The sequence below is a fragment of the Aureispira anguillae genome, from assembly GCF_026000115.1.
Lineage (GTDB): Bacteria > Bacteroidota > Bacteroidia > Chitinophagales > Saprospiraceae > Aureispira > Aureispira anguillae.
In genome coordinates, this window is record NZ_AP026867.1 from 4277579 (window position 1) to 4303741 (window position 26163).

Below are 26163 nucleotides of genomic sequence, written 5' to 3' on the forward strand. Positions count from 1 at the left end.
ACATGACAGATCAAATTCACAAATCCGTACCAGCAATGTGGTTTTCTTTTGTTGCGGAAAATATTGAACACAGCCACACTTCTATGCCCGACTCTTTTTATTTGGGAACCAACAAAGAACATGCGGATACCTGTGCCATGCTAATTAAAGCAGGTCTAAAAACAGCCTCTTCGGGCGCACTAGCTTCTTATTTACATTATCAAGCACCCGTTCCAGCAGAAGGAGACCTTGCTATTATTACCAATTGGGAAGGGGAAGCTCAATGTATTATTCAAACAACGGAAGTAGAAATTATTCCCTTTAATGAAGTAAATGAAGATTATGCTCTAAAAGAAGGCGAAGGAGACCAGACGTTAACGTATTGGAAAAAGGTGCATTGGGATTTTTTCTCTAAAGATTTGGCTTCTTTTGGTGAATTGCCTGAAGAAGATATGATGGTTATTTGCGAACAATTTGAAGTCATTTACCAACTTTAATCATAGTAGCTCCTCAGGTAGAAAGTCGTCAGTATCTATAGATGCTGACGACTTTCTATTTATAAATAGGGCACAGGAACGTTGGCTTATTTTTTGCCTCGTTTTCTAGAATTCAACTTTTCTTGTTTTCGAGCTAAACGTTTCTCTTGCGCTCGGTTTGTTTTGGTGTTTTTTAATTTTTTTTCGTGAAACGCACCTTGAGAATTTGCTAAAAGATCAAAGTCTTTCATTGCATTTTTCTGCTTGTATTTTAATTGTTCCTCCTCCATTAATTCTGTAGAGATTTCCAGCCCCTCTGGCAACGGTAAAATTGGAATTTTTTGCCCCATTAATCGTTCTATAGCCGTCAAATACTCCAATTCTTGGCTTACCGCTACTTCACTGACAAATGTAATTGCCATCCCTTCTGCTTTTCCTCGTGCTGTTCGCCCTACCCTATGGATATAATTTTCGGCCTCATCTGGTGTGTCAAAATTAATTACATGTGTAATTTCTTGGAAATCCAAACCACGGGCAATCAAGTCCGTTGCCATTAAAATTCGATGCGCACCACTGTCAAATTTTTCTACCGTACGAAGTCGATAATTTTGTGATTTATTGGAATGAATGACCCCTATTTGTTCTGGAAAATCAACATCTAATAAATCAAATAAACGATCTGCAACTTTTTTGGTTGGAGCAAAAATTAAGACCTTAGCCCAACTTTTTTCGGTAGCGAGCAACTGTTTAAGTAAGTTTATTTTGGTATTAAAATTAGGCACTCGATATAATTTTTGGACAATGCCATCTGCTGAAGTACCCGAAGCAGCAATTTCTATTTTTTTAGGATTCTGAAACGCAGCAGCTATTAGCCCTTCTACCTCCTTGGTTAAGGTAGCAGAAAATAGAATATTTTGACGACGCTCTGGCAACAACTCCAAAATATCACTTAACTGTTTTCTAAATCCTAAATTAAGCATTTCATCCACCTCATCAATCACCAATTGCTTAATGGTTTTTAGTTTAATGGCTCTACTCAAAGCTAGATCAACTAAGCGCCCAGGCGTTGCGACCAAAATATCCATGCCTACTGCCAATTCATCTTTTTGAGTATTCATATTAACGCCACCATACGCTCCCTTCGTTCGAATGGACATATAGGCGGTTAGCTTTTCGATTTCGCCAACTACTTGCACCACTAATTCCCTTGTTGGGACAACAATTAAAACTCTAGGGTGCTTTTGTTTAGAAAATTTCAACTGCCTTAAAATGGGCAATAAATAAGCAAATGTTTTTCCTGTTCCCGTCTGAGCAATTCCTACAACATCACGCCCCGACATAATAACAGGCAAAGATTCTACCTGAATAGGAGTCGGTTCGCTAAGTGCTAAATCCTCCAAAGCATTGCGCAAAGGAGTATTTATATTTAAGTCATTAAATGTCATTTTGTTTCTTTTAAACAAAGATACAGCGAAGTAATTTTTTTAACAACCTCTTGACACAAAAAATTTACAGCACACTGAGCAAAAACTTATTCTTTACCACAATTCTCAAAACCATCACATATTTATTTCAACTTATGTATTAAACAAATATTCAAAACTCTATAGGGAATTTTTTTTCTGATTCGACTATTATTGTATATAAGCACTTGTCTTATTGCACTTTACTCTATTCACACTTTATTATTATTACTATGTCCCTACGTCTACTTTTTATTGCATACTCCTCCCTTATTTTTTCCCAACAATTACTGGCAATTGATTTTCCTGACAACCTAGACAGCCTCATTTCAACCTATAGAGATGTTGGAGAGCTAGAATCGGCATTGGCATTAACAGAGGCGTTGGCTGACCATGCAAAAAAAGAATATGGTGCTCAGGATACCCTCTATGCTTTTTACTTAGAATATCATGCTGGTATAAATTCTGAATTGGGAAACTTCGAAATAGCCCAAGAACTTTTTCAAGATGCCTTGACCATTTATGAAAAAAACCATGGTAAAAAATCGCCAGAACTAAGCAGCACACTTAATGAATTAGGTAAGGTACTGCTTTATCTTGGAGACTACGAGATCGCTGAAAAACAGTTTCTTCGAGCATTAAAAATTTGCCAAGCAGCTGTAATTCCCGACCTAGAATATACGTTTTATACCTACAATAATCTTGTAATGCTTTATGAACGGATGGGCACCTATGCCAAAGGGTTGGAAATGGGCAAAAAAGCACTGGCACTTCAGCAAAATCTAGCAGAAGTCTACCCTGCTGAACTCATAGATAGTTATTCGGGAACGGCTTTGCTCTATCAACGATTGGGACAATATGAAGATGCCGAACCGCTCTTTAAAAAAGCACTGGCACTACAACAGCAACATTTTTCTCCCACTGATCCCAACTTGTCCAATACCTTGAATAATTTAGCAGCACTGTATGACAAGATGAACAGAAGGCAAGAAGCACTTCCCTTTTACGAAAAAGCATTGGAGCTCGAAAAAAAACTAAATGGTCCCAACAACCCCAATACGGCTATTTATATCAACAACTTGGCGGGCTGTCATCGAGATTTAGGAAACTTTAAGCTTGCTGAAAAATTATCTAAACAAGCCTTAAATCTCTTTCGAGAAGCCTTGGGAGAAGAACACCCCAATACGATTGTTTTTACCAATAACTTGGGGGGCTTGTATGAAGAAATGAAGGATTTTGAAAAAGCTAAAACCTACTATATTAGAGCAACTGACCTCGGAGAAAAAGTGTTGGGCAAGGAACACCCTTATGTGATTTTATTCAAAGGAAATTTAGCCTCCATTTATAGCGATTTAAAACAGTACAATCTAGCTCTAACCATCCACCAAGAAGTACTAGAGTTGCGTAAAAAGGTGTATGGAGAGGGACATCCTAAACTGGTATCTTCACTCAACAGCATTGCTCAAATCCATCTTTTTAAAGGAGCAGCATCTTATAAAACAGGTCTAGCGTTGGCTCAAAAGGCAATTATTCTCAATTGCACAAAAAAAATATCCCATCAGCAACTCGATAAGGACTTATCTATTTTGAAGCAACAAGAATTTAAATTGCAGGGGCAGTTTCAGCGATCTATCCGAATTTTGTCTCAATTACAACAAGCAATCTATGAACAAACCCATGACAAAAAATGGTTATTGGACAGCTATAACAGTCAAAAAATACAAGCCTCGTTCATCCAAAAACGACAACGTCAAGTTTATACTCAAAAAGATAAATTAGCAATTTTAAAACGCTCTGCCCAATCATCAAGTAGAGCACTCGAACTGATTTTGGAAATGGCACGCATTTCTGGTGACAAGGCAATCCTTTCCGAAACAATCTTATTTGCAGAACACAACAAATCTGCTATTCTATCCAATGCATTGCAAGGCACACAAGCCGTTGCTTTTGGCGAAATTCCTGATTCGTTAAAAATCCAAGAAAAAAGCTTAAAAAAAGAATTGGCACTCATTAAGAAAAAGGTTATACAGGCCGATCAACAAAAGGATAAAACTGCCTTAATTGCTGCTAAAGATGAACTCATTAAAGTGCAGTTAGCTCAGGACGATTTTTTATCTTTTTTAGAAGAAAAATATCCTAAATATAGTGCCTTAAAACAGAAAGAAAATACCATAAACCTTAGTTCCCTTCAAGATGATTTATTGGATGCACAAACTGCTCTATTAGAATATTGTATTTACGATACAACAGCCTATGTAATTCTCATTACTCAAAGCGATATTCAAGTCCAAAAGCTATCCATATCGCCTAAGGAGCTAAAGAAACACATCAAAAAACTTAGAAAAGGGCTAAGTGACTATCAATTTATTCTAAAAAACGCCAACCGAGCATTTATTACTTATACTGAAGCGGCACATTCTCTTTATCAGCATCTAATTGGTGTTATTGCCGCAGATTTAGAAGGCATTGATCATTTAATTATTGTTCCTGATAGCGACTTAGGACACATTCCTTTTGAGGCACTCTTAGCAAGTATAACACAACAACAGAAGGAAGATTATCGCAAACTAGATTATTTGCTGAATCATTACACCATCCGTTATTCTTATGCTGCCAGCTTATTGTTGGAAAACCAAAAACAGAACCATCGCCCCAACAATGGTAAGTTGCTTGCTTTTGCAGCACATTATGACCCCAAAACGCCAAGTAACAACGAACGCTCTCCTTCCAATCAACAAATTAGAACAACACTAGGTCCCTTGCCTGCTGCGGAAAAAGAAGTCTTAGCCCTTCAAGAGTTATTTAATACAGGAGATTTTTTCTTTAAGGAAGCTGCGAATGAACATAATTTTAAACAATTTGCTTCCAACTATGCTGTCGTTCATCTGGCGATGCATGGAGTGCTAAACCATCAACATCCCTTGCTTTCTTCGTTAGCATTTACAGAAGATCATAATAAAACAGAAAATAATTTTTTGGAAGCACATGAAATTTCCAATATGCAACTCAACAATGAACTGGTTGTTTTATCTGCCTGCGAAACGGGTTATGGTGCCTTTAAACAAGGAGAAGGCATTATCTCTTTGGCTCGCTCTTTTATGTATGCGGGGACACCTTCTTTAGTGGTTTCGCTTTGGTCGGTTAATGATTTCTCTACGGCTACCATCATGCAATATTTTTATCAAAACCTAAATAAAGGCATCCCAAAGGATGAAGCACTGCGTCAAGCCAAACTAGATTTCATCAACAATTCAACAGATATTTTGACACACCCTGCTTTTTGGTCTCCTTTTATTTTATTGGGCAACAACCAAGTCGTTTCGTTATACTCCCCAACAACACCTTGGTTTATAGCTAGTTTTGGCATTGGTTTAATTGGTATCTTTGGTATCTTGATTTATCGGCGCAAAAAGAATCTTCTTCTTGATGCTAAAAAATAGCTCTGTTGGATGAACATTTAAGGACTCAAAACTATTGTATAGGTTACAAGGAATAAAGAATTAGCGTTTTTTTATTATTAGTTCGGTAAAACCTTATTACATTGACTTATAAGCAATTACCGAACTATTATTTTTTGTTACTTATTTATTATTAATACTCCGCTAATTTTTTGCTTTTTTTAGTTCGCTATGCTCATGAGAATAGTTGTAAAAAAGCAAAAAATTAGCGGAGTAATGTACTATAATAGGGCTTTTCTATAAAAATGTTTACACAAAATTGTTTTTTGATTATCAAGTATTATCAAATTATAAAATCGGTAAATTTTCAAATTAACACCAAAAGTGAATCATTAAAACACTGATTTTGAGCAGTTGTATTTTTTATAGGAAACCTCTTTTTTACTATAATCCATCACACAATGTTGACAAAAGAATACTGGAAAGATCGTTACCAAACTCAACAAATGGGTTGGGATGCAGGTCAAATCACTAGACCTATCAAAACGTATTTTGATGCTGTTGAAGACAAAAGTGTCAAAATTTTGATCCCTGGCTGTGGTAATGCCCATGAGGCTGCTTATCTGTTTAATCAAGGATTTACCAATCTCTATTTATGCGATTGGGCACAGGAACCATTGGATAATTTTGCCCAACAACATCCCTCCTTTCCCAAAGAACAGTTAATTTGTGCTAATTTCTTTGAGCTGGAAGAAAAGGATTTTGATTATATTGTAGAACAAACTTTCTTTTGTGCACTTACGCCCAGTCTTCGCCCTCAATATGCCTTAAAAATGGCTCAAATTCTGAAAGAAGGTGGACTACTGGTTGGTTTATTATTTAGTGCAGCCTTAGATTTGGGTCGAGAAGGTCCACCATTTGGAGGCAACAAAGCGGAATATATTGGTTATTTTGAGCCCTATTTTTCAAACCTTAGCATAGAACCCTGCCTAAACTCAATTCCTCCCCGTGCAGGCGTTGAATTGTTTATAGAATTAACCAAATAACAATGGCAACGTATGAGGAAATATTAAAAGCATTTTGGCGGTCTATCCATCCATTGACGAAGGAAGAAGAAGAAGATTTTTTAGCAGCTTGGCAAGTCGTGCATTTCAAACGCAAGCAAATCATTACGCAAGCAGGTGATACAGAACGTTATGTTTATTTTGTATTAGAGGGGATTCAACATGCTTATTATATCAAAGACGGTAAAACGCATACCACAGCTTTCACCTACCCCCCTTCCTTTTCGGGCATTGTAGATTCTTTTATTTCTCAACGCCCTGCTGCGGTTTGTTTAGAATGCATTACAGCCAGTAAGCTGCTTCGTATTCCTTATTATCAATTGCAAGAACTCGTTGAAAAACATCGAGGAATAGAAACTTTTTTTAGAAAGGGAACAGAACAACTCTTAGTGGGGTTGATGCAACGCCATTATGAATTATTAACCTTAGACATAGAGGAAAGGTTCAAAGTTTTTGTCCAGCGTAGTGCGCATCTACTGAATATGGTTCCTCAAAAACATTTGGCTTCTTATCTAGGAATTCATCCCACTAATTTTAGTAAGCTGATGGGAAGGATTAAGATATAACCAGCAACGCTTCTAACGCTTCATCGGGCAAGTCGCCCAGCCATTGTTCCCCCAACGCTACGGTCATATTGGCCAAGGCTTTTTTGCTTTGAATCATGGCATCAATTTTTTCTTCTAAAGTTCCCTTAGTTATAAATCGGTAGACCTGTACGTTTTTTTTCTGTCCGATTCGATACGCTCGATCCGTAGCCTGCGCCTCCACCGCAGGGTTCCACCACAAATCATAATGAATAACGTGATTCGCAGCCGTTAGATTTAAGCCTGTTCCTGCCGCTTTGAGCGATAAAATAAAAATGCGTTGCTGCCGATCGTTCTGAAAGGCATCTACCATAGCATCTCGCTGAGTTCTGGAACAGCCCCCATGCAAATACATGGGTTCAAAACCAAATCGCTCTTTAATCCACCTTAACATCAAATTTCCCATTTTTCGATATTGCGTAAAGATGAGCGTTTTCTCTTGGTGTACCTGAATACGAGCTAATAAATCCATCAAACGTTGCCCTTTTCCAGACTGCTCAGGTCCTTGCCCTCCTGTATTTAAATACTGATAAGGATGGTTACAAACCTGCTTCAATCCCCCCATCAATTTTAGAATCAACCCTTGACGCTTTTTTTTGTCGTCCTTAAATTGGCTTAAATCTCGCAAGGTATCATGAACAATTTTTTGGTAAATTTCAGTCTGTATGGGTTGTAAATTGGCTTCATAATTTTGCTCTATTTTATCGGGTAAATCTTGAATAATAGAACGGTCAGATTTTAGACGACGCAAAATAAAAGGTGCAGTGGCTTTGCGAAACGCTTCTAGCCGCTCTTGATTGTAATCTTTTTCAATCGGATCGCTATATTTTGTTGTAAACTCAAGCATAGACCCCAAATAATTAGAATTTACATAATCCATAATCGACCAATACTCCTTTAGGCGATTTTCGACAGGGGTTCCACTCATGGCAATATTTATCGTTGCTTGAATAGATTTAACAGCATCTGTTTGAGCAGTGTTGGCATTTTTGATATGCTGCGCCTCATCAATAACCGTACAATACCAATCCAACTGATTCAATAAATTCAGATCAATCCGAGCAATGCCATAGGTAGTAATGATGACATTTGCCCGAGTAGACAATTTACGATTGGCTCCATGATAAGTCATTGCTGTTAACAGAGGAGCAAACTTTTTAATTTCGTTCATCCAGTTGGTTAATAAAGAAGTTGGAACAATTACCAAAGCTTGCTGTTGGTCAAAATAACCTTCTTCTTTAAATTTTAGCAACAAACTAATTACCTGTAAGGTTTTTCCCAAGCCCATATCGTCTGCAATTAAGGAGCCCAAATTGAGTTGAGCATTCTTATACATCCAAGAATAACCAACTTGCTGGTAAGGACGCAACGTAGCTTTTAGTGTTTGAGGAGGAGCAATAATTGGGCTGCCTCTAAGTGCTTTAAAGAGTGCTTGTATTTCTTGGTCAACTGCTACCTTATAACCATCAAAAGAAGTGGATAAAACGGCTTGTATAATTTGGTTAACGGTAGCAATGGGAGGCGTTTCCAATTGAGCCAAAATCTTATCCAAATCTGCCTTGTCTAAATGGATGTAACGCTCTTTGTGCTTTATTAAGCCCTCCTTTCCTTTTAGTAGTTTAAGAAATTCCATCGCTTCCATCATCTCATCCCCCACAACCACCTTCCATTTGACGGTCAACAAGCTCTTTATGTTCATAAAAGACTTTCCCTTTGCCGACTGGTCTTTCTTTTTCCCAATACTGACTCCCAACCTTGGTCGAGTCAACTGCTGTAAGGACTTGGGCAATACAATAGAAATATTGAGCATCCTCAAAATGGGTAGAATCTCAAAAAAAATCCGTTCAAATTCAACGGGGCTATACTGCTGGGTTGTATCCTTTTGCCCCTTCCATATAGCTTCTAAATCTGGATAATAGTCCACCAAGTGATTTAACTCTTGTAAGACCGTATAATGGTGAGCTTGGTAGGTATTATTTTTTAAGAAAGTATTTAAGTCTATTATGGTTGCATTTTGACTCCTTTTGTCTTCTACTTGTATTGTAATAAAGAAACCTCTTTTCTCTTCCTCTTCTACTTCTTTTATTTTTAGAATAGGAGCATATTGTTTTTGTCCCAAATAAAAGGGCTGCAACCAACTTTGGATTTGCTTGGCTATGCCATTACTCAAATCAGTTGGTTTTCCACTCAAAAAACAGTACTCAACGTTCTTGTCTAAGGTAGCAAATTCAGGGCTAAGCTCTGTTGCAGCTTGAATAAAATAACTAAGCCATAAATGACAGAGATTAAAAATCTGTTCCTGCGGTTCTAAACGTTTTAAGACTGGGCTTTCCAGCAGTAACAAATCAGAAGGACAGAGAAGGCTTAGTTCTTCAACTTGTTTTTTAATCAATGGATTAATAGCAGCAGCAGGAATCCATTGTATAAGATAGGCCGAAGCAGTAGCCACCAATCGAGGTAAAAAATTTTGAGTTTGCAACAGTTTAATGCAAAAACGATATACGGTATACAAAGCGATAAAAGCATCTGAATATTGTGGCAAATCTCCCGCTTCTATTGTTTCAAAAAGAATAACACAATTGGACAGTACTCGATCTGAAGCAAACAAGGGAATGTGTTTATCCTCATCTAATGCAAATAGATTGATTACTTGATTATTCGCATCAATAATTAATGCCAGATCTTTGGTTTGTTTTAACTGCTGATGCAAGGCACGAAACTGGTCTTTGTCGTAGTTTTGTTTTTGGTAAAAACGATACGCTTTTTTTGTTTTTTGTGCTAATACTCGCTTTAAATTTCCCTCATAAAATAGCGTTTGATGGGGCAACAATTGAAAATGCCTTTTCAATTGGTTCTCAAAATTAGAAAAATCAAGACCAGCAGCCCGTTTCATGTCATAGGGTTTAGCGCTAGAATGCTCCACGCCAAAACTAGCCAACGTATGTATATTTTGCCCCTCTACCGATTCTTTTTGCGGCTTATTTTCTATCCTTTGAAGAAGATTTAACCCCCGCAATTGAAATAAGCACAAAGGATCTCGATCCATGCGTTGTCCCAAGATCAGCAAAACAGCCACTAAATGTTTACAAGGTGTTTTTTTAGTAGAACAAGAGCAAGCCATCCCCCAATCTGCCCACTGATAAGACAGTATGTTCGTATCCATTTGTTCATCTACTGCTGCTAATTCTTCTTGCAATTTTTGTTGGAACAAAGCACTCATCCAATTGGGCTTATCTTTTAGAACCTTTAGCCATTTTTCTTGATCCTTGGAAGATAATGGGCGGAGTTTTAGCTGTTGTTGATACTGCTGTTTACCAAAGTCCAAAACGGTAGCTTCTACGACATACTGTTCATTAATTGTTAATTGGACGACCGCTCCGTTTTGAGCATATTTTTCCCCCTTTGCCAAACATTGTTTGTCATCCCACTCCAATAAAGGCTGCAACCATCGCCTTCCCCACCAAGTTTTCCCATAAACAGTTTCTATCATCATAGTGCAAATATAAGACATTTTTAAATCTTGGTTTAGACCAACATTTATCATTTTTAAATCGACGACCTTTGACGTATTCATTTATTCATTTTCATTAAAACATTGTTCTATGTCACTTGCTGATACACTTAAACAACAGCCTTGGTTTGATACTAAAGAATACCCTTTCAAAAGTAATTATATAACCATCAATGGGAAAATGATGCATTATATTGATGAAGGAGAAGGGGACATCATACTTATGGTACATGGTACACCTGCTTGGTCATTTTTATATCGAAATCTAGTCAAAGAACTTTCCAAAACACATCGCTGTATTGTTCCTGATCATTTAGGGTTTGGATTGTCAGAAAAATCAAAAGAGATCAACTCTAGTGCTCCTCAATTGGCTGCCAACTTAGAAGTATTCATTAACCAATTGGGCTTAAAAAATATTCAATTAATGGTACACGATTTTGGTGGTCCAATTGGATTAGCCTATGCTATTAAACAGCCTCAAAATGTCCAAAAGATTGTGCTAATGAACACTTGGTTGTGGAAAACTAAAGATCAAACCGCTGCACAAAAAATTGATAAAATATTGCACAGTAGCTTTGGTAAATTTCTCTACCTTAGGCTAAATTTTTCTCCCAAATTTCTTATTCCTAAGTCCTTTTACAACAAAAAGAAACTACCCAAAAACATTCACAAACATTATACGCAAGTATTTCGCAATAAAAGTGAACGGCATGGGTTATTACAAATTGGACAGTCTATTGTGGGGGCTTCTGACTGGTACGAAATGCAATGGAAGCAAATTGATGCCATTCAAAACAAGCCATTTTTAGTGTTGTGGGGGACAAAAGATGATTTTATCCCTCCCTCCCATCTAGAAACTTGGAAAAAAACACTAAATAATGCTCAATTTATACCTTATGATTGTGGGCATTTTATACAAGAAGAAAAAGCCCAAGAAATATTGCCTCCGATAAAAGCTTTTTTTAGTATTTTTTCATAAAAAACAAAGCCCTCTACTACGCCAACAAGTATCAAATTCAAGGTTTAATACATTAAATTCATCAGAATAGAACAAAAAGATTTTATTTGTTGGCGTTTTCCTATACAATAACCTTAACTTACTAGCAATTACAAGTTTACTGATAGAATAATTGGGCCAATACTTCTACCTAATTTTCTAGTTCTTAGTAAAGTTCTCCTCCGCTTATTATGATTACAGTTACATAAATTGCTTCAAATTAAGGAATTAAACATCATGAAACAAAAAAAACTATTACCTCTACTATTTACAGCGTTAATGCTCTGCTTATTTAGCGATGCCAATGCACAAGTACAAGAGGACACAACCATTGTTCAAACCTTAACCTTTGACTCCATTACGACCAGAAGAAGCGAATGGGTTTTTCCTTCAGCATCAGAAGAATATCGAAAAATATTGATGCTGTACACGCTCAAATGTGATCCTGCAACCACACAGGACAATTACGATTGTGGAGAATGGGATTATCTTACCTACACCTATCTTTATGATGATACAGGAATTTATGATTCTACCAAAGTAGAAACGGGGCATTATTACGTCAACAATGCTTACAAAGACACGATTGATTACTTGAACAGTATGACCTATTATCAGCAACAATGGTGGGATTATTTTATTACTTATAACACAACAGTTAGTGAAACAGCCTATACTGTAGGTACAGGAACCAATAATGCAGCTCAACCATTGGGCAACAATAAAAAAGCCAACAAAGCTCAAATTTTATGGTTGGCGAGTGAACTAACAGCGGCAGGTATGTCTGCGGGTAACATTGACAAATTGCAATTGGATGTACAACAGGTTGGAACAACGTTAAAGCACCTTAACATTCGTGCAAAACACAGCAGCAACACCGCCACTTCAAGCTTTGAAGATAGTGGCTTTAGCAACTTGTACCATCGCAATACGACCTTCCCAACAACAGGGCTAAACACCATTAATTTGACCACACCATTTAACTGGGATGGCACATCTAATATTTTGATTGAAATCAGCTTTGACAATTACGATTTAGTAGCGGCTACTACCATTTTAAAAGCGACTACAACCCCAGCTAACTCTGTTATTTATCAGACTGAAAACGATAACTATTTGGACGTTCAACAAGGAAATTATGTAGAAACAGGTCTAAATGATTATGCATTTGGAAATGAAATTACGGTTTCTTTTTGGTCTTATGGCGATCCGAATGTTTTGCCCGCTAATACGACAATTTTGGAAGGCAGTGATAGCCTTGGCAATCGAATTGTTAACCTACATCACCCTTGGTCCAATGGTCGTATTTATTGGGATCAAGGAACAGGCTCAGGGACAGATAGAATTGACAAAGCTGCAAATGCCAGTGATTACGCAGGACAATGGGTGCATTGGGCATTTACCAAAAATGCAACCTCTGGTGTTATGAATATCTATAAAGATGGGGTATTGTGGCATACTGGAGTCAACAAAACAAGAGCGCTTGGTATTATCAATGCTCTAAGAATCGGCATTTCAAGAAAAGGGGCTGGTCCTTTCGCTTGGGCTGGAAAAGTAGACGAATTGCGAATCTGGAATCAAGAGATTTCTCAGGCTAATATTCAGGGATGGATGAATAAAAACTTGGATGGAACACATCCTGACTATGCCAACTTAGTTTTGTATTATAATTTTGATGGCAGCACCAACATCATCGATCAATCTCCTAATGGTTATGATGGGATGCCTAGCAGTTCGGATATGGTTTTACCACACGAAACGATTTTTAAAAATACAGCAACTTCAACAGAACGCTTTAACCTCAACTTTATTCAAGGAAATTATACCAGTCAAATAGATTCTACATTGGTTACGGACACCATTTCTAATAACGCTATCACGATAGCAGAATATAAGGTGGCAGGTCGCAAATTTGTTATTGACAATTTCACACAGGCTTGGGCAGCAGGTTATACCTATACCTACGACCCCATGGGGAATGTGATTGACTCTTTGATGAATACGGCAAATAATCAAATTCTAAATGATTCCCTCCATTATTACGAAAAGCCATTTGAAATAGTTGATCGCTATGAGATTGGTCGCTATATTACCCCTTATGGAATTGGTCTTTCGCTAGGTCCAAACGGGTTTACGTGGGTGTTTGATGTAACAGATTATGCCCATCTATTCCACGATAGTGTAGAAATTTCAGCAGGAAATCAACAAGAATTGATTGACTTGAAGTTTATGATGATTAAAGGAACTCCTCCTAGAGATGTTATCCAAGTAGATCGAATCTGGGGACAAAGCAGGTCTTATGCTTATAAGAACCTAGACAACAACAGTTCTTTGCCCAATAAAACAATCAACTTACACCCCAATTCATCAACATACAAAGTAAAAACTCGTATTACAGGGCATGGGCACAATAGTACCAATGGTAACTACCCTCACTGTTGTGAATGGAAAGACAATACGCATTATTTTCATGTCAACAACAATCAAGTTGACAGTTGGCACATTTGGCAAACCAACGATTGTGCTTTAAATCCTGTTTATCCACAAGGAGGAACTTGGCCTGGCTCTAGAGAAGGTTGGTGCCCTGGGGATATTGTAAAAGAGCATGAAATTGAAATTACGCCTTATGTTTCTGGAAATACTGTTGATTTAGACTACTCGATTACTCCTGTTCCAGCTAATAACCTTGGTATGGGAAATGGAAATTATGTGATGGGAATGCACCTAGTACAATATGGTCCCATCAATCATAGTTTGGATGCTGAAATTTATGAGGTACTCTCTCCTACAGATTATGAATATCGTTCTAGAACAAATCCACTGTGTAGAGATTTACAAATTGTTATTCGCAACAACGGTTCTACTCCGCTAACTAGTTTGACCATTACTTATAATGTGGTTGGAGGTCAAGCGGAGACGTTTAACTGGACGGGAAATCTTGATTTTGGTGAAATGGAAACCGTTACGTTACCTGTTCCCAGCCTAAGTTTTTGGGTGGGCAATGGCTCGCAACACTTTACAGCAACGGTTAGTAATCCGAATGGTGGAACGGATGAGTATCCTGCCAATGATTACATCAAATCTCATTTTGAAGTGCCTACTAACTATTTGTCAGGCATTAAATTAGAATTTAAGACCAACAATAGAGCTTCAGAAAACTCTTATACAATTACCAATGAATCAGGAACGGTAATGCTTTCTCGTAGCAATATGACGAATAATACTACCTATAGAGATACCTTAAACTATCCTCCTGGTTGTTATACCTTAGAGGTATTGGATAGCGGTAATGATGGTTTGTCTTATTGGGCGAATACTGCTGCGGGTGGTGGCTTCTGCCGCTTCTTGGGCTCTTTCTTGCCTTTCCCTGTAAAAACTTTCGAGCCTGAGTTTGGTCGCCGCCTAACCTATAGCTTTAGTATTGATATGGGCGTTTCAACAGAGGATATTCCTCAAGAGACTGCTTATAGCAAGGTGTTCCCAAATCCTAATGATGGTACCTTTACGATAGAATTGATGGGCTATCAAACAGAAGTAAGCTTATCGCTTTATAATGTTGTTGGCAAATTGGTTGAACAACGAATTGTAAGCAATCCATTTAATACCGTAGAACAGTTTAACATCAAAAAAATGCCTGCTGGTGTTTATCTGATGAAGGTGGTTAGCGACGAAAAAGAAACAACACATAAAATTATTGTAGAATAAAGCACTGCTTTATCAACAAACCAAAACATAGAGGCTGTCCTAAAAAGGCAGTCTCTTTTTTTGAATAAAATACTGAAAAAAATAAACAATTTGAATCCATAATTGGTTATGGATGGTAATAATAACTCCTGTATACAAAAAAGCAAATCATGAAGACTTTATTGTTAACTGTATTAACTAGTCTGCTATTTATCAGTAGCGCCCCAAAACCTCAAACTGTTTACGATATAAAAGTGCAAGACATTATTGGCAACAAGGTTTCTTTATCTAAATATAAGGGTAAAGTGCTATTGATTGTAAATGTGGCTTCTAAATGTGGCTATACCAATCAATACGAAGATTTACAAGCCTTGTACGAAGAGTATCAAGATGACGATTTTGTAGTGCTAGGCTTTCCTGCCAATAACTTTAGAAACCAAGAACCTGGTACCAACGAAGAAATTAATCGCTTTTGTACGGGCAAATTTGGGGTGACCTTTCCCATGTTTTCCAAAATTTCGGTCAAAGGGGAGGATATGCATCCCTTATATCGATACTTGACTTCAAAAAAAGAAAATGGCAAACTCAATGCTCCTATTCAATGGAATTTCCAAAAGTTTTTAGTAGGAAAAAATGGCAAGGTAATCCGCTATTTTAAACCTGAAGAACGAGTAAAAGATGCGCTTATCAAAAAAGCAATCCGTAAACACGTTAAGGGAGAATAAGCCTTTTTAGGCTTTACGCTCTTGTCCAATTCCTTAATCATAAAAAGAAACTCTTCCCTAATCATTTTAGAGAAGAGTTTTTTTTATTTTAATATATAACTGAATAAAATTTCCTTACACAACCTTTTGGATTAATTTTTGTTCGAAAGAGAACGCTTAAGTGTTTTGAGGTCTAATCCCCCTAGATGTCAATTCAGCTTATTAAGCTGCTGCCCTCCTTTTGCCGTAAGTGTGTTTTTAAACAAAAACACATCTTATACTATTCTGAATATCATCTTTTTATTACTTTAGACTAAAAATATTATACCAATAAGCTAGCTTTGCTAGCTCCTGTAATAATCACCACGCAGTAGTATGGTAGGTAACATGGTGCAATTCCCTTTATCTGTGTTAACGCTATTACTGTATTCCAAACAACAAACCATGAAAATTTTATTATTAACTGTATTAACTAGTCTGCTCTTTATCAGCAGCGCTCCTAAACCTCAAACCATTTACGATATAAAAGTGCAAGATATTATTGGCAACAAGGTTTCTTTATCTCGATACAAGGGTAAAGTGCTATTGATTGTGAATGTGGCCTCTAAATGTGCCTTCACCAATCAATACAAAGATTTACAAGCCTTGTACGAAGAATATCAAGACGATGATTTTGTGGTATTGGGCTTCCCTGCCAATAATTTTCTGAATCAAGAGCCTCACAGCAATGAGGAAATCAATCGCTTTTGTACCAGCAAATTTGGAGTGACTTTTCCCATGTTTTCCAAAATTTCGGTCAAAGGAAAGAAAATACATCCGCTGTATCAATACTTGACTTCCAAAAAAGAAAATGGACGATTAAATGCTCCTGTTCAATGGAACTTTCAAAAATTCTTGGTGGGCAAAAATGGCAAGGTCATTCGCTATTTTAAACCTACAGAACGGGTAAAAAATACCCTCATCAAAAAGGCTATTCGTAGGCATATTAAGGGGGAGTAAGGGGCGTTTCTATTATAATCTTGGAAGGAAGAGCCGAGCAGTTATTATTATTGGGGAGAAAATTAATCTCCCCAATAAAGCACGCTCATTGATCTTAAAAAGCTTTATTAAGCTCCTTTTAATAGAGCTTGATAATGCTCTTCATTGCAGTTGGCTCTAAATGTAATGGAAGAGATAGGAAGTTCTTCATCCATCTTATTTGGAAATGGAAGAATTCTACTACCATCTCTTTGAATATTAAATGGACCAAAAGTATAGAAACTTCCATCCTGCGTCATCACATCAATAGTAACATTAGTATAATCGTGACTTAATGCTTGTATGTTGAAATGATTTTCGCGTTGATTAATAATCATATTTAAATCTCTTCCTCCTAAACTTAGAGGACCTGATGCCCAATTATTTAAACTAGTAATTAGCCCTCCAGAATCAAAACTATTTTCAGAACTAAATTGTCCTTGATCATCAAATATTCTCCAAGATACAGTCCCCGCTAAGTTTTTACGAAGTGGCTCCGTTAAATCTATTTCCTCAGCAGGTTTAAAAAAAACATCCTTTGCCTCTTGAGCACGTCCCACATTATTTACCGAGGTACAACTTAAAGCAACTGAAGATGCCGAAGTATTATTTCCATAGGTTTTTCCATCTTTGTATATTAGTTCTATTGGACCTATTCTATTAGAAGGTTCTGAAGTAAGATCACTATTAGTACTAAATTCACGAACAACTGCGCCTATAGCTCTTCTTCCATATTTCCAAAGACTACTCCAAAAATTTATATTCTCATTCATAATTTTCTAATTTTAATTGTGTGTGAATAATTTTAATAATTGATGCATCATTAATACAACACAAATATAGATTCAAAACATATATCAATCTTACCCCATAAATAGTAAATCGCCAACTCCCCCGAAACAGGTAGAAAACTAAAACAGTCAACAATAAAGCTCCTGAAAAAACAAAAAAAGCCCCTACAGACCAGATAAAGTCCATAGAGGCAATTCCCTTATGTAAGGGGTGTATTTTTATTCGACCAATCCTTCTTCGATGGCATAACGCACTAAAGCAGCTACCTTATTAATACCCAGTTTTGAAAAAATATTTTTGCGATGGGTATCTACTGTTAGAGGACTAACAAAAAGTCGTCTGGCTATTTCATTGGTACTCATCCCCTCCGCAATAAGTCTAGTAACTTCTTTTTCTCGGCGAGTCAATTCTACGGAATAAGTCGTTTTTTGGGGTTGATAGCTACTCATAATAATATCAGTAACCCGACGATCATAGTAAGCATTCCCATCCATAATGCTATAAATTGCTTCTAACAAGTTGTCTTTTCCTGTATCTTTTAATAGGTAACCATCTATATTTGCTTTGAGCATTTTTTTGATCTTATGCGGCTCGCTATAAGTGGTCAATACTAAGATTTTAACGGTAGGATGTAATTCTTTTATTTTAAGGGCAGCCTCTAGCCCATCCATAACAGGCATTCCCAAATCCAAAAGCACCAAATCAGGCTGTAATGTGGGAATTCGGTTAAGCAGTGTTACACCATTCAGTGCTTCTCCTACAATTTGGATTCGCTCTTCATCTGCTAATAAAAGTTTTAGACCATCGATAACTATTTGGTGGTCGTCTGCAATAATAATATTAATCATTGGTTGTATTTTTTATTGAATTGTTTATGGATTGGAAATCATAGATGGCAAGCTTATAACAACCGTAGTTCCACGGCCTTTGTGAGAGTCTACCTGTACTGCTCCCTTCAATTTTTGGACTCGTTCTGAAATGCTATTCAAGCCAAGCCCTCCTGAGGCAACATGCTGCACATCAAAGCCCTGCCCATCGTCTTCCATCATTAGTGTTATCTCGCTTTCACTTTGATTGATTTGAAGAATTGCGTGAGAAGCTTGTGCATGTTTGAGTATATTCGAAAATAATTCTTGCACAATTCTATATAATGTTAGTTCAGTCTCGTTAGGCAAACTAAAGTGTTCCCCAAAGTAATTAAAATCTACTTTAAATTGCTGTGTATTTCGGATGCGCTGTACTAGGTTTTCAATAGCTTTTTTTAAATCAAAATTAAATCGCTCCCCTGTTGCCATTTGATGCGAAATCGAACGAACTTCTGTGCAGGCCTGTCCAATTAATTGCTCCATTATTTGATATTGATTTTGCACTGCTTTTTCTTCTGTTTGGGGTCTACCTGCCTCATGCTGGTATTTTAAGGTTGCCAAAAAGCTCCCCAAAGTATCGTGAATATCTTTTGCCAAACTTTTCCGTTCCTTTTGTTGAGCAGCAAAGACCACATCAAGCGTTTCTATTTCCTGCTCCTGAATAAGCTGATTGATCTGTTTATTATGCAATTCAGTAGCATGTTTTAATACAATTTTCTGTTGCTGCTGTCTATAATACAAAAACAAACTCAGCAAGCCCATAATCACTAAGATCAAAAGACTACCTAACAGTAATAAATTAAACTGTTTGGTTTTGAGTTGATTCTCTAATTCAATGTTATCATTAACAATATTCAACTGTGCAATTTCTTGCTCTTTTTGCTTGGTGTGATACTGTTCTTGGAGGCTTACCAACTGATGATTGTTTCGATTATTTACCAAGCTGTCTTTTATAATTGTATACTGCTCAAACCATTTTAGGGAGGCTTCAAAATCTCCCATATATTGCTTGGTTTCATACAAGCCAAAAAGTGCGGTTCGTTGCTCTACCAATAGCTCTAAATCTTGCCCTATTTTTAGCCCCTCTTGATAATATTGTATGGCTTTAGGATAATTTTTTAGATAAAAATAATTTGCTCCATAAGCATTTGCAATACTAACCATCGAATGTAAATCCTCTTTTTCCTTCGCTACCTTTTCGGCGAATTGAAGATAGTCCAATGCCAATTGATACTCCCCTACTTCGCTATAAGCAAAAGCCAAATTGAGTTGTGCAATCGCAATTGCCGCCTGTTCATTTCTTTGTTCAAGAACGTTTAAAGCCTTATTTAAAAGTACAATAGCCATTTGTGGCTCTTTTTGAAGCACCTTTATAATTGCAATATTTATCCATGTTTCAGCAAGTCCTACCGAATCTTGTATATCGTTATAATGAACCCGACTTTTTTCATAATATTCGAGGCTTTCAGTATAGCGTTTTTGTTCCTTATAAATTGCTGCAATATTATTATGGATGGCTGCTGCACCAGCTCTATCCTCCAATTGTTCTTTCAAGGCAGCACTTTGCATGTAATATTCAATCGCTAGGGTCCAATGCTCTTTCAACAAATGAATATTCCCCATATTCAAATAAACCCTACTTTGCCCTTTATAATCTTGGTGTTGTTCGCACAATTCCAAACTACCTTTATAGAGCAACAAAGCCTCATCATAACGTTCCTGTCGAGCATAAAAATTTCCTAAGTCATTATACGCTTTTATTTTATCCTCCCAATTATGAGTTGTTTTAGCAACTTCTAATCCTTTTTTTAAATATTCTTCCGCTTTTTCATAAGCACCTTGTTTCTGATAAGCATAACCCAGCCCCATACAAAAAGAAAATTGCAGTTTGGGATTGTGCTCAAAACTTAAAGTATAGCCTTTTTGAAACTGCTCAATAGCCTTTTCTAAATTGCGATTGCTCAAAGCAAGATAAGCACTAAACAACCTATAACGAGTTTGTTGTTCGGGGAATGCTCCCTCTTGAAGTAATAACTGGGCTTGCTCCAAATGCTGGGCAGCTAGATCTAGTTGTTTTTTCTTTCTATAAATATTAGCCATTTGTAGCGTTGCGACAATCAATGGCTCTTGCAATTGATGTTGTTTGGAAAAGGCTAACGCTTCCTCGGCATAAAATACAACGGAATCCTTTTTTTCGAGCAGTGCCGCCCACGCTATTTCATTGTATAAAACAGCCTTCTCTGAAGGCTTAGTTTTCAGAGAAAGCTGGTGTTTTAGACTGTCTAATTGCTGTGCTACCATACCATTAGACAGCCCAATAAACAGTAATAAAATTGATAGGGATTTAGCCCTAATCCATTGGTTAAGATTCTCCATTGTCATCATAATCCATTGCATCTTCAAATCGAATAATAACTCTACCTTTTAACTCTGGAGATACACCTTCCTCATGTCTCACCTGAACTTTTTTTATTTCTGCTATATCAACTTCACCTAGTGCTATTTCTTGGTGATAATATTTGTTAGAGCTAGGCGTCAGATTTGAAAAATTAACCAAAACAGTTTTCAAATTATCATCATCTTTTATTTCATATTTAAATTCATCTTCTACAATTATATCTATATAGACTATCATCAAATAATACTCGCCGTTTTTTTTGATTAAGGAGGCACATGGATTAAAATCTTGAACTGGAATTACGCTCATAACTACTTTATTTTTTTAGGTGTTAAATCAATAATTATGCATATAAACTATAATAATATATTTTCATATTCCCTAGCCATTACCTACATGCTACTATAACTTTTCATCTTTGAACTAAAATTATAGATAATGTTGCTTTTCTTCTTACTTAGTAAATCTAAGCTACTCTCTTTCAGATCTAATAAATAATTGCATCTTCAAACCGAATAATGGTTTTACCTTTTAGATCAGGTCCATAATTTAAATTCTCCAAACGACCATTTTCAAAGTGAGTATAAATCGTAATTATTCCAAAAACCTCTGTATAAGACTTTCCTAAACAAACTACTTTATAGTTGTCAAGCCCTAAACCGCTATGAAATTCACTTATTATTACATTAATTTCAATATCACAAGGAGAAGGTAAATCATTATTTTTAGGTTCGATATCTACAATTAAATAATCCTTGCATACTACCCCTAGATAATAACCATAGATATCCTTTTCTCCGTCTTTTTCTAAACTTCTAATCAGCGATATGCAAGGGTTGAATATCTGTGTTTCAATTTTTGATGGTATAGGCACTATTTCTTTTATATCTTCCATAATAACAAAACTAGAATTAGATTAATAAATAATATTTCATATACAATAATATCTTTTACAAATATTCTTTTAAATTTCGATAAAAACAAGAAAACAAAGTGGACAAAAAGTGGACAGCTTACTATTTATACGAATATTTCTTAATTAAATTTCAAGCCATCATTCCTTGCATTTTCACTCCACTCATACAAAGACAAGCCCTGAAATCCCTATCTTTACCCCTTCTTTTAATCAACCCTTCTAAAACCACTTACCAATGATGCTATTAGAACAATTTAAAGACCTAGATCCTTTTATTCTTTCCTCCATAATGGGAGATTTTCAAGCCATTGTACAGCAAAAATCTTTTCCCAAGCATCATATTCTGCATCGAGAAGGAACCATTTGCAATCATTTGTATATCATAGAAAAAGGAATTGCCAGAGCCTATTATTATAAAGATGGAAAGGATATCACGGCTCATTTTGCGGTAGAAAATGGTAGTATTACGGCAATTGACAGTTTTATTCAACGCAAAAGAAGCCGATACAACATCGAGCTGCTTGAAGATTCGGAGGTTCATTTAGTAGCCTATCAAGATATACAACTACTCCTAGAGCAAAAACCAACTTATGAAAAGTACATCCGCTTGTTTTTGGAACAAATCTATGTGGATCTTGCCGAACGAATAGAAGATTTATTATTTCATACGGCCAAAGAGCGTTATCAACAACTGCTTCAAAAAAATCCTAGCCTTATACAACGGGTCAATCTAGGACACATCGCTTCTTTTATTGGGATTAGCCAAGAAACATTGAGTAGAATACGAACACAAGTCTAAATGGTTTGCTTTTTTGACAATTGTCAAAGGAAACCTTTGCGCTAAGCTTTTTCTTTGTAGAAAATCATTTTCTAATAGAAAAAAGCAAATTATATCCTAATGAATCAAACGATTATACAATTGTCGGCTACTGCCCTTGCCTCCAAAATAAAAAACAAAGAACTATCAGTCCTCCAAGTACTTACCGCTTTTTTAGAACAAATTGAGAAACAGAACCCAAGCATTAATGCCATCAGTGATTTAAGAAGCAAAAGTGAATTATTAGAAGAAGCACGAGCCAAAGATGCCCTTCTTCAGACAGGGCAAGCAGTTGGTCCTTTATTTGGCGTTCCAATTGCTATCAAAGAAAGTTTTTTAGTCAAGGGACTCCAATGTAGTAATGGCAACCCTTCTCTTAGAAATTACAAAGCCAAAGAAGACGCAGAATTGGTAAAAAGAATAAAAGATGCAGGTGGGATTATAGTGGGCATGACCAATGTTCCGCTGTTTTGTATTGATTGGCAAAGCACCAACTTTTGGAACGGGCAGACCAATAATCCTCACGATTTATCAAGGGTAGCAGGTGGAAGTTCAGGAGGGTCAGCCGCAGCAGTAGCTGCCAATTTTACTCCTATCTCCATTGGTTCTGATGTGGGGGGATCTATTCGGGTACCCGCCCATTTTTGTGGCATTGTTGGGCTTAAACCAACAGAAAATTTGCTCCCTGAGAGAGGACATCTCAAAAACCCTAACCGACCGCAAGGAAGGAGACACGTTGTCGCTTCTGGTCCCTTTGCCAAAACTATTGATGATTTAATCCTAATGATGAGGGTATTAGCCAATCACAAAAAATACCCTTTGGCAGAAATTCCTGCGGTAGATTTTGAGCAGAGCAAATGGGAAGGCACTAACTTAAAAATAGCCATTTCTGAGACCATTAACCAAACAGAAGTTGACGACGAATACTTGGCTATTTTCAGGCGCTTTATCACCAAGTTAAAACAACAGGGGCATACTATGGCAAACGACCATCCCGTTTACGATGAAAAGGCAGCTTATGTAGCTTGTAGTGAAATTGTTGGTTTTGAAATGAGTGTTAATGGTCCTAAAATCGCAGGAATGAGCCTATTGATGTATGCATTTATTTTCTTAAAATACAGAGACCACTGGTGGGCAAAAGGGATGGCAAATGGACAGCGTTTGTCGAGTAAAAAATATGCCAAAGCATTGGACTTTAAAGACCAGTTAACAGATCTTTATCATTCTTTTTTGACCCAATATGACATCTGGATTACTCCAGTTTGTGCCCTAGAAGCTTATCCGCACCAAAAAGCAGGAAAACCATTTGTCATCAATCGCAAAAAGATTCCCTATACCAAAGCCATTGCTTCTTTTACCTTTACGACTGCATTTTCGGGGCATCCTATTGTTGTAATTCCCATTGGAAAAAAGAAAAATGGCATGCCTGTTGGTATTCAAATTCATGCACAAAAATGGCAAGACAAAAAGTTATTAGAAATTGCCAAATACTTAGGGCAATTTGCAGATAATGTTGTTAATGCTTAATTGAATTTTGAAAGCACACCAAATGATTCTAAACCTTCTTTCTCTTTTTAGGTTGTCAATGGTAGTAATACTCCGTGAATTTTTTGTTTTTTTACAAAAATTCACGGAATAAATAATAGACAAGAAGTTTATGAACTTCATTGTGCATTCCTTTAAGTAAAACTAAATTATATGAAAATGTTATTGATTAGTTTCCTTGCTAGTCTTCTTTGGGTATCGGTTCCCCCTCCTACTTCTGTTTACGATTTTACAATGAACGACATTGATGACAGTCCTGTCCAATTGTCCAAATACAAGGGAAAAGTACTCTTAATTGTAAATACAGCGAGTAAATGTGGTCTAACGCCACAATATGAGAGTTTGCAAGCCACTTATGAAAAATATCAAGACCAAGGCTTGGTTATTTTGGGCTTTCCTGCCAATAATTTCATGGGGCAAGAACCCGCAAAAAATAGCAAAATTAAAGAGTTTTGTACTCGCAAGTTTAAGGTAACCTTCCCAATGTTTTCTAAAATTTCCGTTAAGGGAAAAAACATGCATCCTTTTTATCAATACCTGACAAGTAAAAAACAAAATGGCAAAGTAGAAGCTCCTGTTACTTGGAATTTTCAGAAATTTTTGGTCGATAAAAATGGGAAAGTAATTCAATCGTTTGCCCCCAATCAAAAGGTCACGGATGCCAATGTGATCAGAGCAATTGAGAAACAACTAAAAAAATAAGCGGTTGAATTGAATTTGGAAATTTGATCATTATGATAACATCAAATTTCCAAATTAAACGACCGATTCCTAAAAAGCATAATAAATGCCTATCCTATACTGCCATGGTGAATTATAAACGGTTGGTCGTCCTGAGCTGTATTGACCAAACCACAAGGCATTAACTAAAAACTCTGCCGTAAAAGAAAACCCTTTATCAAAAGACGTATTATATCCCAAACCAAGATTTACAGCAGGTACAAATCGTCGCACCAATTGCCCTTTTGAATATTCTGTATGGTTCAAATATTCTCCTTCTACATGAGCGTACACCCCTCGAAGGCCTCGAATTTCAGGAAATGGTCGAAGGTTCGTAAAAATTCGTCCACCATAAACATGATCTCCGACATACTGCCTTCCATTAAAGTAAGCACTATAAATATAAGTTGCCCCTACTCCTATGCCTACATATTTTCCCAATAAATATCCTGCATAAGGCGAAATATCTACAAATATAAAATTGCCAAAAGATAAGCTAAAGGTTGTCCCTACAAATAAATTATCAATCTTTACTTTGTCTTTTTTTTCCTTTATTTCTTTTCTTTTTTGGGGATCATTTTTGATTACGGTATTGTCTATCACTTCATCATCTGGAAGTTCTTCGTCAACTTGCGCCCAAGACAGTTGAGTACTCAATAAAATAAATAGCAAAAATAATAGTCGTTGTTGCATTTTAATTCTTTCTTATTTTTGTAATACGATGCTACTACATGGTTTATAGCAGAGTAATGATCCATAAAAAGGGGTTCTATTGACCACCTTTAATACTGCTTCCGTTTTAATCAAAAGCCTAGAATCATTGATGTCAAAGTAAATTTATAGCGGTTATTAAGAATTTGTTTTTGTCTTAGAAAAGAAGGACTTCTTCGATAAATCATTGAGTCCTCATTTCTAACAGGTTCTCTCTCTTCTATTTATTAATACGTTTCAAAAACTCATTGTAGTTGGTAAATTATTTTTTTTAACAAAAAAGAAAATTTACCAACGCTTTTATTTTGGCTTTCGTTCTATAGAATAGAATTGAGTTTTAATCACCACAATTCATACCAAAAGTAAGCTTATCAACGTTAAATAATTAATACAGGCAAGCTTATTTTCTAAATAGAATTGTAGAATTTAAATAAGTTATTGGCTTATAGGTTATAATTAAACAAGAATTTAGGTATAATTTTAGTGGTAAATTGAAAGACATTATTTATAAAATTATACCA

19 protein-coding genes are annotated in these 26163 nt (G+C 36.4%); 11 read left to right on the forward strand and 8 right to left on the reverse strand.

What is annotated here, in order from left to right:
- Positions 1-2: 2 nt before the first annotated feature.
- Positions 3-476 (forward strand): ASCH domain-containing protein, encoded by a 474-nt coding sequence (locus tag AsAng_RS16820; RefSeq protein ID WP_264788271.1) that lies wholly within the window; start codon positions 3-5, stop codon positions 474-476.
- An 86-nt stretch (positions 477-562) separates the two neighbouring features.
- Here AsAng_RS16820 and AsAng_RS16825 read toward each other — a convergent pair whose 3' ends face one another.
- Complete coding sequence (locus AsAng_RS16825; RefSeq protein WP_264788272.1) at positions 563-1900, reverse strand: DEAD/DEAH box helicase; 1338 nt, start codon at positions 1898-1900, stop codon at positions 563-565.
- Positions 1901-2151: 251 nt separating this feature from the next.
- Here AsAng_RS16825 and AsAng_RS16830 point away from each other — a divergent pair, with 251 nt between their 5' ends.
- The 3 genes from AsAng_RS16830 (at position 2152) to AsAng_RS16840 (ending at position 6946) form a co-directional block, all read left to right on the forward strand.
- Positions 2152-5358 carry a CHAT domain-containing protein gene (locus AsAng_RS16830; RefSeq protein WP_264788273.1) on the forward strand — a complete coding sequence of 1069 codons (3207 nt, stop codon included), beginning with the start codon at positions 2152-2154 and terminating at the stop codon, positions 5356-5358.
- A gap of 419 nt (positions 5359-5777) precedes the next feature.
- Entirely contained in the window at positions 5778-6362 is a 585-nt protein-coding gene (locus tag AsAng_RS16835) for a TPMT family class I SAM-dependent methyltransferase (protein ID WP_264788274.1), read from the forward strand.
- Between the two features lie 2 nt (positions 6363-6364).
- On the forward strand, positions 6365-6946 hold the full coding sequence (locus tag AsAng_RS16840; RefSeq protein ID WP_264788275.1) for a Crp/Fnr family transcriptional regulator: 582 nt from the start codon (positions 6365-6367) through the stop codon (positions 6944-6946).
- On the opposite strand, the gene AsAng_RS16845 is transcribed toward AsAng_RS16840, so the two are convergent.
- The gene (locus tag AsAng_RS16845) at positions 6936-10538 is read right to left on the reverse strand and encodes an SNF2-related protein (protein WP_264788276.1); all 3603 of its coding nucleotides are present in this window, start codon (positions 10536-10538) and stop codon (positions 6936-6938) included. The genes AsAng_RS16840 and AsAng_RS16845 overlap by 11 nt on opposite strands.
- Positions 10539-10566: 28 nt before the next feature.
- Between AsAng_RS16845 and AsAng_RS16850 the strand changes: the two genes are divergently transcribed.
- The 4 genes from AsAng_RS16850 (at position 10567) to AsAng_RS16865 (ending at position 16859) form a co-directional block, all read left to right on the forward strand.
- Positions 10567-11454, forward strand: coding sequence for an alpha/beta fold hydrolase (locus AsAng_RS16850; protein WP_264788277.1), 888 nt, complete (start codon positions 10567-10569; stop codon positions 11452-11454).
- Between the two features lie 255 nt (positions 11455-11709).
- Entirely contained in the window at positions 11710-15177 is a 3468-nt protein-coding gene (locus AsAng_RS16855; protein ID WP_264788278.1) for a T9SS type A sorting domain-containing protein, read from the forward strand.
- A gap of 149 nt (positions 15178-15326) precedes the next feature.
- The gene (locus AsAng_RS16860; protein ID WP_264788279.1) at positions 15327-15881 is read left to right on the forward strand and encodes a glutathione peroxidase; all 555 of its coding nucleotides are present in this window, start codon (positions 15327-15329) and stop codon (positions 15879-15881) included.
- Positions 15882-16304: 423 nt separating this feature from the next.
- Positions 16305-16859: a glutathione peroxidase gene (locus AsAng_RS16865; RefSeq protein ID WP_264788280.1), complete on the forward strand. Its 555-nt coding sequence runs from the start codon at positions 16305-16307 to the stop codon at positions 16857-16859.
- A gap of 107 nt (positions 16860-16966) precedes the next feature.
- Here the strand turns inward: AsAng_RS16865 and AsAng_RS16870 are convergent, their stop codons facing one another.
- The 5 genes from AsAng_RS16870 to AsAng_RS16890 form a co-directional block, all read right to left on the reverse strand.
- On the reverse strand, positions 16967-17650 hold the full coding sequence (locus AsAng_RS16870; protein ID WP_264788281.1) for a hypothetical protein: 684 nt from the start codon (positions 17648-17650) through the stop codon (positions 16967-16969).
- Positions 17651-17887: 237 nt separating this feature from the next.
- Positions 17888-18517, reverse strand: coding sequence for a response regulator (locus AsAng_RS16875; RefSeq protein ID WP_264788282.1), 630 nt, complete (start codon positions 18515-18517; stop codon positions 17888-17890).
- Positions 18518-18541: 24 nt separating this feature from the next.
- Positions 18542-20932 carry a tetratricopeptide repeat-containing sensor histidine kinase gene (locus AsAng_RS16880; protein ID WP_264788283.1) on the reverse strand — a complete coding sequence of 797 codons (2391 nt, stop codon included), beginning with the start codon at positions 20930-20932 and terminating at the stop codon, positions 18542-18544.
- Positions 20898-21242 carry a hypothetical protein gene (locus AsAng_RS16885; protein WP_264788284.1) on the reverse strand — a complete coding sequence of 115 codons (345 nt, stop codon included), beginning with the start codon at positions 21240-21242 and terminating at the stop codon, positions 20898-20900. Before AsAng_RS16885 ends, AsAng_RS16880 begins: the two co-directional genes overlap by 35 nt.
- A 178-nt stretch (positions 21243-21420) precedes the next feature.
- Positions 21421-21828 carry a hypothetical protein gene (locus AsAng_RS16890; protein WP_264788285.1) on the reverse strand — a complete coding sequence of 136 codons (408 nt, stop codon included), beginning with the start codon at positions 21826-21828 and terminating at the stop codon, positions 21421-21423.
- Positions 21829-22084: 256 nt separating this feature from the next.
- On the opposite strand from AsAng_RS16890, the gene AsAng_RS16895 reads away from it, so the two are divergent.
- The 3 genes from AsAng_RS16895 to AsAng_RS16905 all read left to right on the forward strand — a co-directional run bounded on the left by AsAng_RS16895 (position 22085) and on the right by AsAng_RS16905 (position 24913).
- Positions 22085-22648: a Crp/Fnr family transcriptional regulator gene (locus tag AsAng_RS16895; protein WP_264788286.1), complete on the forward strand. Its 564-nt coding sequence runs from the start codon at positions 22085-22087 to the stop codon at positions 22646-22648.
- A 99-nt stretch (positions 22649-22747) separates the two neighbouring features.
- Positions 22748-24193, forward strand: coding sequence for an amidase (locus tag AsAng_RS16900; RefSeq protein ID WP_264788287.1), 1446 nt, complete (start codon positions 22748-22750; stop codon positions 24191-24193).
- A gap of 171 nt (positions 24194-24364) precedes the next feature.
- Positions 24365-24913, forward strand: coding sequence for a glutathione peroxidase (locus tag AsAng_RS16905; protein ID WP_407655303.1), 549 nt, complete (start codon positions 24365-24367; stop codon positions 24911-24913).
- A gap of 69 nt (positions 24914-24982) precedes the next feature.
- Here AsAng_RS16905 and AsAng_RS16910 read toward each other — a convergent pair whose 3' ends face one another.
- A complete protein-coding gene (locus tag AsAng_RS16910; protein ID WP_264788288.1) occupies positions 24983-25624 on the reverse strand; it encodes a hypothetical protein in 642 nt (213 codons plus the stop codon).
- Positions 25625-26163: the final 539 nt, after the last annotated feature.